Source organism: Archangium sp. Cb G35, assembly GCF_001896145.1.
GTDB lineage: Bacteria > Myxococcota > Myxococcia > Myxococcales > Myxococcaceae > Archangium > Archangium violaceum.
Genome location: NZ_MPOI01000009.1, coordinates 245,640 through 258,314 on the forward strand (window position 1 = coordinate 245,640; position 12,675 = coordinate 258,314).

General features: G+C 68.3%; 13 protein-coding genes. 7 read left to right on the plus strand and 6 right to left on the minus strand.

Annotated elements, in window-relative coordinates; all coding sequences use genetic code 11:
• Window positions 1–8 precede the first annotated feature (8 nt).
• Window positions 9–851 carry a hypothetical protein gene (locus BO221_RS27245; RefSeq protein WP_143195710.1) on the minus strand — a complete coding sequence of 281 codons (843 nt, stop codon included), beginning with the start codon at window positions 849–851 and terminating at the stop codon, window positions 9–11.
• A 170-nt stretch (window positions 852–1,021) separates the two neighbouring features.
• On the opposite strand from BO221_RS27245, the gene BO221_RS27250 reads away from it, so the two are divergent.
• Both BO221_RS27250 and BO221_RS27255 read left to right on the plus strand, forming a co-directional pair.
• On the plus strand, window positions 1,022–2,038 hold the full coding sequence (locus tag BO221_RS27250) for an oxygenase MpaB family protein (RefSeq protein WP_143195711.1): 1,017 nt from the start codon (window positions 1,022–1,024) through the stop codon (window positions 2,036–2,038).
• A gap of 171 nt (window positions 2,039–2,209) precedes the next feature.
• Window positions 2,210–3,277: a hypothetical protein gene (locus BO221_RS27255; protein WP_073563450.1), complete on the plus strand. Its 1,068-nt coding sequence runs from the start codon at window positions 2,210–2,212 to the stop codon at window positions 3,275–3,277.
• A gap of 64 nt (window positions 3,278–3,341) precedes the next feature.
• Here BO221_RS27255 and BO221_RS27260 read toward each other — a convergent pair whose 3' ends face one another.
• Both BO221_RS27260 and BO221_RS27265 read right to left on the minus strand, forming a co-directional pair.
• The gene (locus tag BO221_RS27260; RefSeq protein WP_073563451.1) at window positions 3,342–4,166 is read right to left on the minus strand and encodes a LytTR family DNA-binding domain-containing protein; all 825 of its coding nucleotides are present in this window, start codon (window positions 4,164–4,166) and stop codon (window positions 3,342–3,344) included.
• Window positions 4,159–5,268 (minus strand): sensor histidine kinase, encoded by a 1,110-nt coding sequence (locus BO221_RS27265; RefSeq protein WP_158079917.1) that lies wholly within the window; start codon window positions 5,266–5,268, stop codon window positions 4,159–4,161. The genes BO221_RS27260 and BO221_RS27265 overlap by 8 nt, the downstream gene beginning before the upstream one ends.
• Window positions 5,269–5,409: 141 nt before the next feature.
• On the opposite strand from BO221_RS27265, the gene BO221_RS27270 reads away from it, so the two are divergent.
• The 3 genes from BO221_RS27270 (at window position 5,410) to BO221_RS27280 (ending at window position 8,393) form a co-directional block, all read left to right on the plus strand.
• Window positions 5,410–6,141 carry a hypothetical protein gene (locus BO221_RS27270; RefSeq protein WP_233166284.1) on the plus strand — a complete coding sequence of 244 codons (732 nt, stop codon included), beginning with the start codon at window positions 5,410–5,412 and terminating at the stop codon, window positions 6,139–6,141.
• A gap of 78 nt (window positions 6,142–6,219) precedes the next feature.
• Window positions 6,220–6,885: a CsgG/HfaB family protein gene (locus BO221_RS27275; protein ID WP_073563453.1), complete on the plus strand. Its 666-nt coding sequence runs from the start codon at window positions 6,220–6,222 to the stop codon at window positions 6,883–6,885.
• On the plus strand, window positions 6,882–8,393 hold the full coding sequence (locus BO221_RS27280; protein ID WP_073563454.1) for a CsgG/HfaB family protein: 1,512 nt from the start codon (window positions 6,882–6,884) through the stop codon (window positions 8,391–8,393). The genes BO221_RS27275 and BO221_RS27280 overlap by 4 nt, the downstream gene beginning before the upstream one ends.
• Here BO221_RS27280 and lspA read toward each other — a convergent pair.
• Together lspA and BO221_RS27290 are read right to left on the minus strand one after the other, a co-directional pair.
• Window positions 8,374–8,907, minus strand: coding sequence for a signal peptidase II (gene lspA / locus BO221_RS27285; protein ID WP_073563455.1), 534 nt, complete (start codon window positions 8,905–8,907; stop codon window positions 8,374–8,376). The two genes, BO221_RS27280 and lspA, sit on opposite strands and share 20 nt — an antisense overlap.
• Window positions 8,904–10,184 (minus strand): hypothetical protein, encoded by a 1,281-nt coding sequence (locus tag BO221_RS27290; RefSeq protein WP_073563456.1) that lies wholly within the window; start codon window positions 10,182–10,184, stop codon window positions 8,904–8,906. The genes lspA and BO221_RS27290 overlap by 4 nt, the downstream gene beginning before the upstream one ends.
• An 83-nt stretch (window positions 10,185–10,267) precedes the next feature.
• Here BO221_RS27290 and BO221_RS27295 point away from each other — a divergent pair, with 83 nt between their 5' ends.
• Entirely contained in the window at window positions 10,268–11,677 is a 1,410-nt protein-coding gene (locus tag BO221_RS27295) for an APC family permease (protein WP_073563457.1), read from the plus strand.
• Window positions 11,678–11,949: 272 nt separating this feature from the next.
• Here the strand turns inward: BO221_RS27295 and BO221_RS27300 are convergent, their stop codons facing one another.
• Entirely contained in the window at window positions 11,950–12,309 is a 360-nt protein-coding gene (locus tag BO221_RS27300; RefSeq protein ID WP_073563458.1) for a GFA family protein, read from the minus strand.
• Between the two features lie 92 nt (window positions 12,310–12,401).
• Here BO221_RS27300 and BO221_RS27305 point away from each other — a divergent pair, with 92 nt between their 5' ends.
• On the plus strand, window positions 12,402–12,647 hold the full coding sequence (locus BO221_RS27305) for a hypothetical protein (protein WP_143195713.1): 246 nt from the start codon (window positions 12,402–12,404) through the stop codon (window positions 12,645–12,647).
• Window positions 12,648–12,675 lie beyond the last annotated feature (28 nt).

The window sequence follows — 12,675 nt, forward strand, 5'->3', positions numbered from 1 at the left end:
CACGAACTTCAACGCGCGCAGGCGCCGAGTAACTGACAGGTCTCGTCCGTTGACAGGTCCCGGGCAAACTCCGCGGGAGCGCGGCCCCTGCCCGCTTCATATTGGGCGATGTACCGGCGCACCTGCGACACAGTAGAGCCCGTCAATCGTGCCACCTCTTCCACCGGGTGCCCCTGGGCGTGGAGCGCAACGGCGACGTGCAGCCGACCCTTCTTGATGCGTACCGGCTCCGTGAGGAAGCGGTAGGGACGAGAGAGGAAACGGACCCGCTCCTCGGAGGTGCCGCGCTTGAGGGTGAGCCCTACCCTCGCCGAGGCGTAGACCCTCCGCACGGAGGCGGGTGCGGCGTCGAGCAACACGTAGAGGGGCGAAGTGCCCGATGGCTCCAGGTCCACGCCACGGCTGAACGTCGAGACCAGTGACGCGATGGAGGCATGGCCGGTGAGCGCGAGGATGTGGTCGACGCACAGGGAGGGACCATCGAGCAGCCTGTGGTCCTCTCCCAGTTGCTCCAGGCCGCGAATGAGGATCCCCCCAGGAGCCCCCGGTTCACCGATGGTGATGTCCAGTCCCTTGTAGCTGCCTCCGCGGTACTGGTTGCCCGTGCGGTGGAAGTACCAGCGTCCCCGCTCGCACTGCATCGGGTCGCCATGGGTGAAGGGGTCTGGATGGCCTGGGCTGGTGAAGTAGAACTCGAGCTCGGTGAAGCGGTGGGGCCGTCCGCCGGCGTAGCAGGTGGCTGTGTTGAGCAGCAACCCGGCCATGCGCTGGAAGCTGGCCGCATACGCCTCCTCCGCACTGCCAGCGGGAGGCATCCACGCTTGAAGGGTCTCACGGAGTCGTGCCTGCACATGCGCAGCATGCATCTTCTTTCGCCGCCTCGCACCTGCCGTGGGCAGGCCCAGGTGCTTCAGAATCGCGCGCTCCCCTTCCCGCTCCTTCACCTGGTTGCTCAGCATGGCTTGTGGGCCGGCCCACCCATGTGACAGAGGAGGGCGACAATCGTGATGGAGGTCGTATCGTGAATTCGCAGGGGAACCCGAGGCGGTGGCCACCACCGCCGGAAATGGAGCAGGACGTCAGTCAGGACCGCGAGCGTTTCCGCAAGTGCCTCGACTACATGCGGGAACACGCGGCAGGCGAGACCGAGGGTGTCTACGGCCCCGACAGCATGACCTGGATGATCTATCGCGAGCCGGTGATCCTCCTCGGTGGACTGCGCGCCATCCTGCTGCAGATCGCCCATCCGGCAGTGGCCTCCGGCGTCTCGCAGAACAGCAACTTCCGCAATGACCTGCTCGGCCGTGCGCGACGCACCTATACGGCGATGTACCAGCTCAAGTTTGGTGGCCTCCGCGAGGCGACGGGCGCCGCGAAGCGGATCCACAGCCTGCACAGCCGCGTCTACGGCTCAATCGCGGATGGCGCCGGACCCTATCGCGCGAACGATCCTTCGTTGCTGCGTTGGGTGCACGCCACCCTCATCGATACCGCCATGCTGATCTTCGACACCTTCGTGCGGCCGCTCAGCATCGACGAGAAGCGCCGCTTCTATCAGGAGACGCTGCGTGCCGCGGCGTACTTCGGGATCCTGCCGGAGCAGATGCCACCCACGCTCGAGGACTTCTACGCGTGGTATGACGGAGAGCTGGCGGGGGAGCAGCTGCGCGTGGGAGACACGGCGCTCGAGCTGTCGGGCCTGCTCTTCAATTCGCCGTTCACGCGGGGACAGGTCGATGAGGTGCTCACCGCTGGACTCATGCCGGAGCGCTGGCGCGAGGCGTACAGGCTGCCTTGGGGATCAAGACGGCAGCTCGCGTGGAAGCTCCTGAAGAGCTCGATGCGCCGGGGAATCAACCTCACCCCGCCCGAGCTCCGCTCCGTCACGGCCTGGCATCAGGCCCAGATGCGGCTGGCCCTGGCTCGAGGAGAGCGGCCAACGCTCATGTCCCGGGCTCTGAACACCATCGACTCCTTCGTCGATGTGCCGTTCAGCATCCGGCCGGTCGCGCCGAAGGCCCCGGCGGACAAGGATTGAGAAACACGAAGCGCCGTCCCTCCCGGCGGCGGTTTCGTCCCTCGCCACGGCGGTTTCGTCACATGTCTCCGCTGTGCTTTGTCATCTACCGCTACGAATGAAGCCACCCGAGAGCCCACGGGCTCCGGGACAGGTTCCGTGCACTTCGCACGTGAACTCCATGGAGGCTTCATGAAAACCCTGACGTCCGTCCGAAACATCTTCCTGATGAGTGCCCTGATCCTCGCGTCCACGCCGGGATGCCAGGGAGGTGAGCCCACCGCCGAGGCATCCCCGAGCGAGGGGCTCGCCCAGAGCACCCAGGAGCTCGCCTGCGACACCAACCTGGTGCCCGTCATGACCGGCCCGGCCACGCCCAGCGGCATCGTCACCCGCTCCGGCGCCTACGGCTCGTCCTACGAGGCCTGGCTGGCGTTCGATGCCAGCGTCACCTCCATGTTCATTTCCCAGGTGGGCCAGACTCCGGCAACGATTGGTTACGAGTTCCCCTCGTCCAAGACCATCACCCGCTACGCCCTCCAGTACTCCAACGGCTCCATCACCACGCGCGCGCCCAAGAACTGGACGCTCGAGGCCTTCAACGGCAGCGCCTGGGTCGCCGTCGACACGCGCTCCAACGAGATCAACTGGAATGGCTTCGAGCGGCGTGAGTACACGGTCGCCTCGCCCGGCTCCTACAGCAAGTACCGCCTGAACGTCTCGGATGACAACGACGCCCGCACCGGCATCGAGGTCATCTCCCTGGGCGGCTTCGAACTCATCGGCTGCGCCTGCGAGAACACCAACCAGGTGCCTGTCATGAGCGGCCCAACCACGCCTGGCGGCATCGTCACCCGCTCCGGCGCCTACGGCTCGTCCTACGAGGCCTGGCTGGCGTTCGATGCCAGCGTCACCTCCATGTTCATCTCCCAGGTGGGCCAGACTCCGGCAACGATTGGCTACGAGTGGACCGATGGGCCCAGGACCATCAACCGCTACGCCCTCCAGTACTCCAACGGCTCCATCACCACGCGCGCTCCCAAGAACTGGACGCTCGAGGCCTTCAACGGCAGCGCCTGGGTCGCCGTCGACACGCGCTCCAACGAGCTCAACTGGAATGGCTTCGAGCGGCGTGAGTACACGGTCGCCTCGCCCGGCTCCTACAGCAAGTACCGCCTGAACGTCTCGGATGACAACGACTCCCGCACCGGCATCGAGGTCATCTCCCTGGGCGGCCTCGAGTTCATCGGCTGCCGGTAGTCCCTCTCACGTGTAGCGCGGTCACGGCTCCCCGCCCCGGTGCTTCCGAGGCGGGGAGTCCGCGTCAGAAGGTCTGATTCAGCAGGGCCTCGACGTGAGCCTTGCGCCCCGGGCTGAGCCTCAAACGGGTCCCATCCGCGAGGACGACCACATGGCCCCGCTCGATGCCGGGCTCGAGGTGGCGGATACGATCGACGTTCACCAGCGTGGAGCGGTGGATGCGCAGGAAGCGGCGCGGATCCAACCACTGCTCGACCTGGGAGAGCGTCTCGCGAATCATCGGGCTGCGCCGGCCCACGTGCAGCACCACGTAGTTGCCCTCCGCCTCGCACCAGTCGATCTGATCCACCGGCACGAACTCCACGCGCTCGTCCGTCTTCACCACGAGGCGTTCCAGGTAGCCCGTGGACGGGAGCGCGGCCGGAGGAGGCGCTGGCACCGCCGTCAGGTGCCCCGCGAGCAGCGCCGACAACCGTTGGATGAGCTCCCGGTCCCGCCCACTGCCGAGCGCCTGCCGGGCCCGATCCAACGCCTGCCGGAAGCGCGCGTCATGAAAGGGTTTGAGCAGGTAGTCGAGTGCGTTCACCTCGAAGGCCCGCACCGCGTACCGGTCATGTGCCGTCACGAAGATGACCGCGGGCATCCGCTCCGGGCCCACCTCGCGGATGACGGCGAACCCGTCCACCTCGGGCATCTGCACGTCCAGGAACACGAGGTCCGGCGGCTCGGCGAGGATGGCGTCGATGGCCTCCCGGCCGCCCGCGCACTCCCGCACCTGTGCCACGTCCGGAACCTTGCCCAACAGGCCGCGCAGGTTGGCACGCGCGAGCGGCTCATCGTCCACCACGAGCACCCGGAGCGGGCTCACGGGCGCGTTGGCCTCACGCATGGGGCACCTCCCGCGCTCCACCGGAGTCTGGCTCGTAGGGCAGCACCACCCGCGCGCATACGCCTCCCCCTTCCATGTCCGTCAGGGTGAGGGAGGACTCCTCACCGTAGAGCTGCCGGAGCCGCGCCCGGGTGTTCGCCAGCCCGATGCCCGTGCCCGGCTCACCTCCCCTGCCCAACCCCGGACCGTTGTCGCGGACTTCCAACAGCAGCCGGTCTTCCTCGCGCGTGGCCCGGACGCGGATGCACCCCCCCGCCGCGCCGCGGGCCACGCCATGCCGGAGCGCATTCTCCACCAGCGGCTGCAACACCAGCGCCGGAACGAGCGCGTTCATCGCCTCCGGTTCGACGTCCATTTCCACCTGGAGCCGCTCACCGAAGCGGAGCCGCTCGATCCCCAGATAGCGCCTCACGAACTCCACCTCGTGTTCCAAGGTCACCTCGAGCTCCTCCCGGCCCTCCAGGCTCATGCGCAACAGCTGCCCCAGCTCCACCAGCGCGTGGACGGCCTCGTCTCCCCTCCCCATGCGCATCAGACCCGTGACGGCGTTGAGGCCATTGAAGACGAAGTGCGGGTCGAGCTGCATCCGCAATGTCTGGAGCCGGGACTCGGCGAGCCGCGTGGCCAGCCGCGCCTCGGCCAGCTCCCGCTCCCGCAGCCGGCGGGCGGAGGCCACCAGGTGGTGGATGGCCAGCAGGGCCAGGTACTCGATGAAGCTGGCCGCGCCCCGGTCCACCAGGAGTTGGCGGAGACCGGCACTCCACCCCTCGAGCCCATGCCAGCGCAGGAGCCACCCGGTGGGCAGCGCGGTGAGCAGCACGTGCCCCAGCGAGAGCGGCACACCGGCTCCGAGCAGCAACGTCAGGTGGTAGCGCGCACGGGGGCCCGCCAGGGGCGCGCGCCCGAAGAGCACCAGGACGAGCGGGACGAGCAGGGCCCACACGCTATAGGGGAACAGGTGCAGGGCCAGCTTGAAGGCGAAGTCCCGAGGCTCCGCCGCATAGGCTCGGAGCGCCGAGGGCAATGCGGCCAGGATCCCAGCGGCGGTGCCGAGCACCCACACCTGCCCCGGGAAGAGAGACCGCCGCGAATCCGCGCTCACGTCGTCCACCTGGAGAACCTCACTCCGATTTCGAGACCCATGTCGCGGCAAGAAGATACCGGAACGGAGCCACCCCAGCCCGCTCATGGAACTCGTGAGTCCCCACGGTTGTTCAAGAGGGCTGTCTCCCGGAGGATGCCCATGGTGCTCACCCTTGGATTGATCGCCCTGCTCGGGGCCACTCCCGCCGCGCCGATCGAGATCGAGGTCTTCGTTCCGCTGTGTGACGGTGCGCAGCTCAACTGTGGCCGGGGAGGAGCCGGGGACCCGCGCTCCCTGGAGGCGAATCTCTATTGGGGAGCCGCCTTTGGTGCGGAGCGGTTCCTGTCCCGCGCTCCAGGCTTCCGGGTTCGAAGCCGGCGCGAGGGCCCCCCTTCCTCCGGGGTACTGCGCGAGCTCGTCATCGAGCGGGCGGCCGCGAAGGGAGAGCGGCTCGTCCGGCTTTCGCTCCGGGCGTACGCTGGAGATCGGATCGATGACGCCCTGGAAGACTTCCTGCGCGCGGCCGCTGGCGGGAGCCCGGCGGACCTCCTGGTCTGGGCCGGGCACGACCGGCTCATGGACCGGGCTCCACCTGAGCTCCAGGCCCTCTCGGGTGCCACGCCGAAGCCCGTCGCGGTGCTGGCCTGCATGAGCGAGCAGTACTTCGGGCCAGTGCTTCGGTCCCTCGGGGCCCGGCCGGTCGTGCTCACCCGGACCATGATGGCACCGGAGGCCTACCTCCTCGAGGCGCTGGCGGCGACGGTCGCGAAGCATGGGCCCAGCGAGGCGGGCCGCCTTCGCACCGCGCTGGTGGACGCCTATGCCCGCTATCAGCGCATCACGCCCCGAGCCGCGGGCACGGTCTTCTCCAGACCAGGTCAGTCGCATTAGGCTCGGAGCGCCGAGGGCAATGTGGCCAGGACCCCAGCGGCGGTGCCGAGCACCCCCACCTGCCCCGGGAAAGGCGACATGTCGCGGCACGAAGATACCGGAACGGAGCCACTCCGCTCACGAGCCCGCTCCAGCGTGGAGCCCGGGGCCCGCACGTCCGGCGCCCTGCTGTCGCTCCGCCACGCGCTCCTCGTCGCCATTGGCCTCGCCCTTCCGGGGCTGGTGGCCCTCCTGCTCCGCGCCGAGCCCCCCGCGACTCCAGCGCCTGTCGCGGCCGCCGTCCCCTCGAGCGCCGGGCCGAGGGAGGCCGGGTCGCCGGTGCGCGTGTGCGTGCTGCCCTTCAAGAACCTGGGCCGGGAAGAGGCGCTGGCCGTGCTGCAGGATGGCCTCGCCGAGTCGGTGGTGACGGATTTCGGGCAACATTCCGGCTTCCGACTCATCGAGCGCGGGCTGCTCGAATTGGACTTCCAGGAGCTGACCTTCTCCCAGAGCAGCCACGTGGACCCGGCCACGCGTGCGCAGCTCGGCCGCATCGTCGGGGCGGAGGTGGTGGTGCTCGGCAGCTACCAGCGCGCGGGAGACGTGCTCCGGGCCACCGCGCGCTTCGTCCACGTCGAGACGGGCGAGGTGTTGGAGACGGCGCGAGTGGAAGGGCCCGCCGCGGAGCCCCTGGCCCTCCAGGACGCGCTCGCCGCGCGGGTGAAGGCGCTGTTGCCCATGCTCCAGCGCAGGATGCGCACATGAGCGGCATGGGGCGGGTGGCGGGGATCCTGCTGGTACTGCTCGCGGCGGAGACATGGGCGGCGAAGCCTGTCACCAAGGGGCCCGTCGCGGTGCTGCCCTTCAAGAACCTCAACCAGGACGCGACGCTGGAGTGGATGCGGCTGGGCATCGCCGAAACGCTGCTCTCGGACCTGCGCGCCAGCGGCAGGGTCCAGGTGGTGGAGCGGGAGCAGCTTGGCCACGCGCTCGCGGAGCTCGCCCTCCAGGAAGCGCGAGGCACCGAGGAGTCCACGGCGTCGCGAGTGGGGCGCATGGTGGGAGCCCGCACGGTACTGCTGGGCAGCTTCCAGCGTGCGGGGAATCAACTCCGCCTCAACGCTCGCCTCGTCGCCGTGGAGACGGGTGTGGTGCTGGACACGGCGAAGGTGACTGGAAAGCTCGAGCAGATCTTCGCACTGCAGGACGACCTCGTCGTGCGGCTGCTCGGCACTGGGGACACGAAGGCTCCTCGACGGCGGCGCACCGGGCCCCGGGTGGTGAAGGCCTACGAGCTCTATGGCCGTGCACTCGCGAGCGTCTCGGAGACCGAGCGCGTGGCACTGCTGCGCGAGGCGGTGAAGGCGGAGCCGGACTTCACCTATGCACGCGAGGACCTCGTCCGGCTGGAAGCCCGTCTGCGCGAGTACCGGCGTGCGGCGGCGGCGGCGCGCGAGGAGCGCCGGTCCCGGCTCCTCGCGATGCTGGGTGACGAGTCGCTGACTCCCGAGGAGCGAGGGAACGCCGCGTTCCAGCTCTTCGTGCTGCACAAGCACGCCCGGAGCTGGTGGGGACTGCGGCGAGACGCCGAGCGCATCAGGGGAATGACGCTGCCGGAGCGGATATCCGCCTCCGTGCGCGAGCAGGCGCTGGAGAGCCTCGCCAAGGCGCACAGGGAGCTCCGGCAGCGAGAGGCGGCCCTCCAGGTCACCGAGCGCTTCCTGCGGGAGTTCCCTGGCAGTGTCCACACCCTCACGATGGAGGTACAGGCGAACCGTCTCATCGCGGAGCTACGGGAGAGACCGGCGGGCCGAGCCACCGCGGCGAGAGTGATCGCGGAGAACGACGCATGGACGACCCAGGCCAGGCAGCCCGGCCCGAGCCAGGCCTACTGGATCCGGAAGCTGGAGCTCGATCACTGCACGCTGAGATGCGAACACTTCCTGTTCGAGGAGGCGCGTCTTGTCTGCCGCTCCTTCATCGAGTCCTGGAGACACCATGACGACACCGATGCGCGCGTGGATGTCAGCATCGCATTGATGAAGGAAATCACGGCGCTCGCCGAAATGGGCCGCTTCACCGAGGCCAACGCCAGCCTGGAGGAGCTCGAATCCTTCGTGGACGCCCACCCGGACATCGCAGCCCAGCGCAACCTGGTGGAGGGAGCCCGCAACAGCCTGCCCTCGGATGACGAAGAAGCCGCCGCCCCAGGTACGCCCGAAGGCCCGAGCGGTGGCGCTGTCAGGGCGGGTTCTAACGGGAAGAACCCGTAGCATCCCCCTGGCGTTCTTCAGGGTTGTTCGCTCGCCGCCCAGCCAGGATCAGCAGTCCAGCGCCGAGCATGAGGGCCACGTCCGCCACGTTGAAGATGCCCGTGCGCAGGGAGCCGATGCCGAGGTTCAGGAAGTCCACGACACGTCCATCGTTCACCAGACGGTCGAACCAGTTGCTCAGTCCACCTCCAACGATCAGGGCGAGCGCCACAGACTGGAGCGGCTCGAGCCGGCGACTCATCACGAGGTAGGCCAGCGTACCGAGGAGGAGCACGCCCACCGCCGCGCTGAACAGCCAGAATCGCACGGACTGAGGAAGGTTGCCGCCGAGGCTCAGGAAGGCGCCGGGATTCTCGGCGAAGGTGAGCCGCAGGAGCCCGCCCAGGAAGCTCCGGGTGGGCTCATCGCGGAGTTGCGAGATGGCCAGTTGCTTGGTGGCCTGATCGCAGCCCACCGTCCCCACGAGGACCAGCGACACGAGCGTGAGTCGATACCGGCGGGCCAATGGATTCATCCCCCGAGGATGCCAGACTTGCCCTGCCCCATCCACCGTGTCCGGCTGAGCTGGAGGACGCGGCTGATGGCCGTGTGCTGCGTGGCGTCGGGAGCCCCGGTGAGCACCGAGCCATCCGGCAGGAGGACCTGGTATTTGTCGTCGGCGGTGAGGCCGTGGGTCACGCTGGACCAGGCCCAGCGCGAGCCTTCACGGGCGCGGACGATCTCCTCCAGGCACCGGTCGAACTCCGCTTCGGGGAGCAGCTGGAGCTGTTGCAGCAGCATGCTCAGGGTCAACCCCTGGAATTCGTTGAACCCCCTGTGGAACACTTCGCGCAAGATATTCCAGAGGTTCTTGTCCTCGAGGAAGACGAGCTGGCCGGGGCGCATCACGAGCATTCCGGGGGAGTGGTTGCGCCGCATGAATCCGCTACCGCTCCCCTTCCGGCGTACCGCCGGGAACATGGCCAGGGCATACGTGGGAAAGCCCAGGGTCTGTCCGCGCAACGGTGGCAGCTCACGCATCGCGAGAATCCCTCTCAGGCTCTGGAGCTTTTGCATCCCCACCAGGCGGGTTCTCCGCCCGTCCCCTGAGTCCAGGAGCACCTGTCTCACCTGACCACGGCTCGTGCGCCACACCAGCCTCCACGGCGTGAGCCAGAAGCGCGCCCGCCGTCGCAGGAGCCTCAAGGCCAGGGGATAACCCACCAGGATGAGAGCGCCTGAAGCGAGGTACCCGTGGAACCCCAGGCCCAGAGCACGCGCGGGAACGACCCAGAACATGCTCAAGAGGAATGAGAGCGAGCTGCCCCACCCCCACTCAGCCCCCCCCGTCAGGAGCACGGGCTCGGCCTCACCGGGAACCTGGAGGAGTGGCTCGCGCACCCGGGCCTCCAATCGCACGAGACCCTCCATGAAGGACCATTTCCCGTCCGGCTCCCAGAGGGCCAGCCGCTGGCGCACGCGTTCGTGCAGATGGGCGTCCAGGTCGTGGAGCTGACGGGTGAGGCGGTGCAGGGGATGGTCCTTGGGCCAGGACTCCTGGCGCAGCCGGTGCTCGACACGCTCGAGGGCCTGCGCGAGTGGGGCCTCCAGCTCCCTCACCCGCCGCGGCAGCTCGGGGTCACGCTGGAGGTGGTGTCTCCATCGGATGGAACCGAGCCGCTTCAGCAGGGCACTCTTGTGGACCCGGGCCTGTTCGAGCACCTCCCAGGAGCCCTCGAGCTGGACACGTAGGTCCGCCAGCGAGGAAAGGGAGGGCGCGGGAGCGGAGTGGGACGAGGTGCGCGAGGACATGCGGCGGGCGGAACTCTAACGCGGTCCCCGCCGGACTCCACGGGGGTCATCGGATAAGCTCACGTCCGGACCCGAGGGCCCTCATGGACGAACAACACGAAGCAGGGCCGCGCGGCGCCGTGGAAGACCAGGCCGGATATTCGCGACGGGTCGGGCTCTTCTCGGGCGTCATGCTCGTCATCGGCGGCATCATCGGCTCGGGCATCTTCCTCAACCCCTCCATCGTCGCGCAGCGGGTCCACACGCCCGAGCTCACCCTGGGCGTCTGGGTGCTCGGCGGGGTGGTGGCGCTGATCGGAGCATTCGTCTACGGAGAGCTCGGTCAGCGCGCCCCGAAGGCGGGTGGCAGCTACGTCTACCTTCGCGACGCCTTCGGACCACTGCCGGCCTTCCTCAACGCGTGGGGCCTGCTGCTCATCATCGCCACCGGAGCAGTCGCGGCGGTGGCGGTGGCCTTCGCGAGCTACACGGTCGCGCTGCTCTCGCTGCCGGACACGGCCCGGCTTCCGCTCGCGGTGGGTGCCATCGTCCTGCTCTCGGGCATCAACTACGTCGGAGTGAGACTCGGGGCGCTCACCCAGAATGTGTTCACGCTCCTGAAGCTGGTGGCGCTCGCGGTGCTCTGCGGTGCCGGGCTTCTGCTGGCCCGAGTGACGCCGGAGACAGCCGTCGGCGCTTCCACCGCCATGCCCGACTCGCTCGGACTGGCCGTGGGCGCGGCACTGGTCCCCGTTCTCTTCAGCTACGGCGGCTGGCAGCAGACCAACTTCGTGGCCGAGGAGATGATCGACCCCGAGCGCAACCTGCCACGCGCCCTCCTCCTCGGCGTCATCGCCGTGGTGACGGTCTACCTCCTCGCCAACCTCACCTACCTGCGCACGCTCGGTGCGGAGGGGCTCGCGGCGAGCAGCGCGCCAGCGGCCGACGCGCTCGGACAACTGCTCGGGCCCGGAGGCCGGACGTTCATCACGGCGGGCATCGCGGTGTCCACCTTCGGGTTCCTGAACCTGGTCATCCTCGTCTCACCGCGCGTCTATCAGGCCATGGCGGCGGATGGACTCTTCTTCCCGCAGCTCGCCCGGCTGCATCCCCGCTACCGCACCCCCACGTCCGCCATCGTGTTCCAGGCGGCATGGGCCATTGTCCTCACCCTGTCCGGGACCTACGGCGACCTGCTCGACGCCGTCGTCTTCGCCGACTGGCTCGTCTTCGGCGCCACGGCGGCCACGCTCTTTGTCTATCGCGCACGCGAGCGTGCGGGCAGCGTGCCACGAGCGCGCTATCGGGTTCCCGGCTACCCCATTACCCCGCTGCTCTTCATCGCGGCGGCCGCCTACGTCGTCATCGGTTCCATTGCGTCGAACCCCGCCAACGCGCTCAAGGGGGCGCTGCTCCTGCTCGCCGGCATCCCGGTCTTCTTCTTCTGGCGGCACCGCACGTCCGGGGGGAAGAACGCGCCTCGAGTGAGCGCACAGGCCGGAGGCCAAGGCTGAGGCGCGCGGGCTGGCGGCCGGGGACGTCAGCTACTCGTCCGTCCGTGGCTGCGGGAAGAGACCTCGATAGGGTCTCGCCTCCTCCACGGCGCGGGCGAAGACATCCAAGCCATCGGAACAAAGTCCGTTCAGGGGTGAGTGAGTCCGCCTTCCGGGCGCGCTCTTCGCGAACTTGTCCAACTGTTGGACAAGTCTGGCGAGACCGTGCCCGGAGGGGTCCCTCCTGCTTTCGAGCTGAGGGCAGACCCCTGAACGGACTTACTTCGGCTGGCTTAGCGGCTCTTCCCGTCGACGTGCTGGATGTTCAGCCTGGTCACATCCACCTCATCGAGGCAGCGGGTGTTGATCGCCACCATCGGGCCGTTCGGACTGGTGCCCCGCGCGAAGGAGCGGATGCCGCAGGTCTTGCAGAACAGGTGATGGATGACCTGCTTGTTGAACTGGTAGTCGGTCAGGTTCTGCTCGCCCTTCTCGAGCGTGAAGCTGCTCTCGGGCGCGAACGCCAGCAGCGTGCCGGTGCGCGCGCAGATGGAGCAGTTGCACTGGATGACGGGCTGGGAGAGATCGAGTTCGACGCGGTAACGAACGGCGCCGCAGTGGCAGCCGCCCGAATGCGAGTGGGTGGTGGACATGCGCGGAGCCTAGGCAGTTGCCGGCACGTCAGCCAGCGGGACGTGAGGGGGCTCGGAGTCCACATGGTGGACGGGCTACACTCCGTCCCACCATGGCGACTCGAACGAAAGCAGCGAAGAAGCAGGTGAAGGCTCCCTCCAAGGCGAAGAAGGCCGCGTCGAAGAAGAGTCCGGCGCGAATCCTCATGCCCAGCGGAGCCACGGACGGCGACAAGAAGAAGGCCACGCCGAAAAAGAGCCCGGCGAGGATCCTTCTGCCCAGCGGAGTCACGGACGACGACAAGAAGAAGGCCGCGCCGAGGAAGAGCCCGGCACGGCGCAGTAAGTCCGGCAAGTAACCCGGACATCAGACAGGTATGTTCCAGC

What these genes read in the sequence shown, in the direction of transcription:
- BO221_RS27260 (WP_073563451.1), bottom strand. Translation starts at nt 4,166, where the DNA reads ATGCGTGAGGCCAACGCGCCCGTGAGCCCGCTCCGGGTGCTCGTGGTG.
- BO221_RS27280 (WP_073563454.1), top strand. Translation starts at nt 6,882, where the DNA reads ATGAGCGGCATGGGGCGGGTGGCGGGGATCCTGCTGGTACTGCTCGCG.
- BO221_RS27255 (WP_073563450.1), top strand. Translation starts at nt 2,210, where the DNA reads ATGAAAACCCTGACGTCCGTCCGAAACATCTTCCTGATGAGTGCCCTG.
- BO221_RS27290 (WP_073563456.1), bottom strand. Translation starts at nt 10,184, where the DNA reads ATGTCCTCGCGCACCTCGTCCCACTCCGCTCCCGCGCCCTCCCTTTCC.
- BO221_RS27305 (WP_143195713.1), top strand. Translation starts at nt 12,402, where the DNA reads ATGGCGACTCGAACGAAAGCAGCGAAGAAGCAGGTGAAGGCTCCCTCC.
- BO221_RS27275 (WP_073563453.1), top strand. Translation starts at nt 6,220, where the DNA reads ATGTCGCGGCACGAAGATACCGGAACGGAGCCACTCCGCTCACGAGCC.
- BO221_RS27270 (WP_233166284.1), top strand. Translation starts at nt 5,410, where the DNA reads ATGGTGCTCACCCTTGGATTGATCGCCCTGCTCGGGGCCACTCCCGCC.
- lspA (WP_073563455.1), bottom strand. Translation starts at nt 8,907, where the DNA reads ATGAATCCATTGGCCCGCCGGTATCGACTCACGCTCGTGTCGCTGGTC.
- BO221_RS27300 (WP_073563458.1), bottom strand. Translation starts at nt 12,309, where the DNA reads ATGTCCACCACCCACTCGCATTCGGGCGGCTGCCACTGCGGCGCCGTT.
- BO221_RS27295 (WP_073563457.1), top strand. Translation starts at nt 10,268, where the DNA reads ATGGACGAACAACACGAAGCAGGGCCGCGCGGCGCCGTGGAAGACCAG.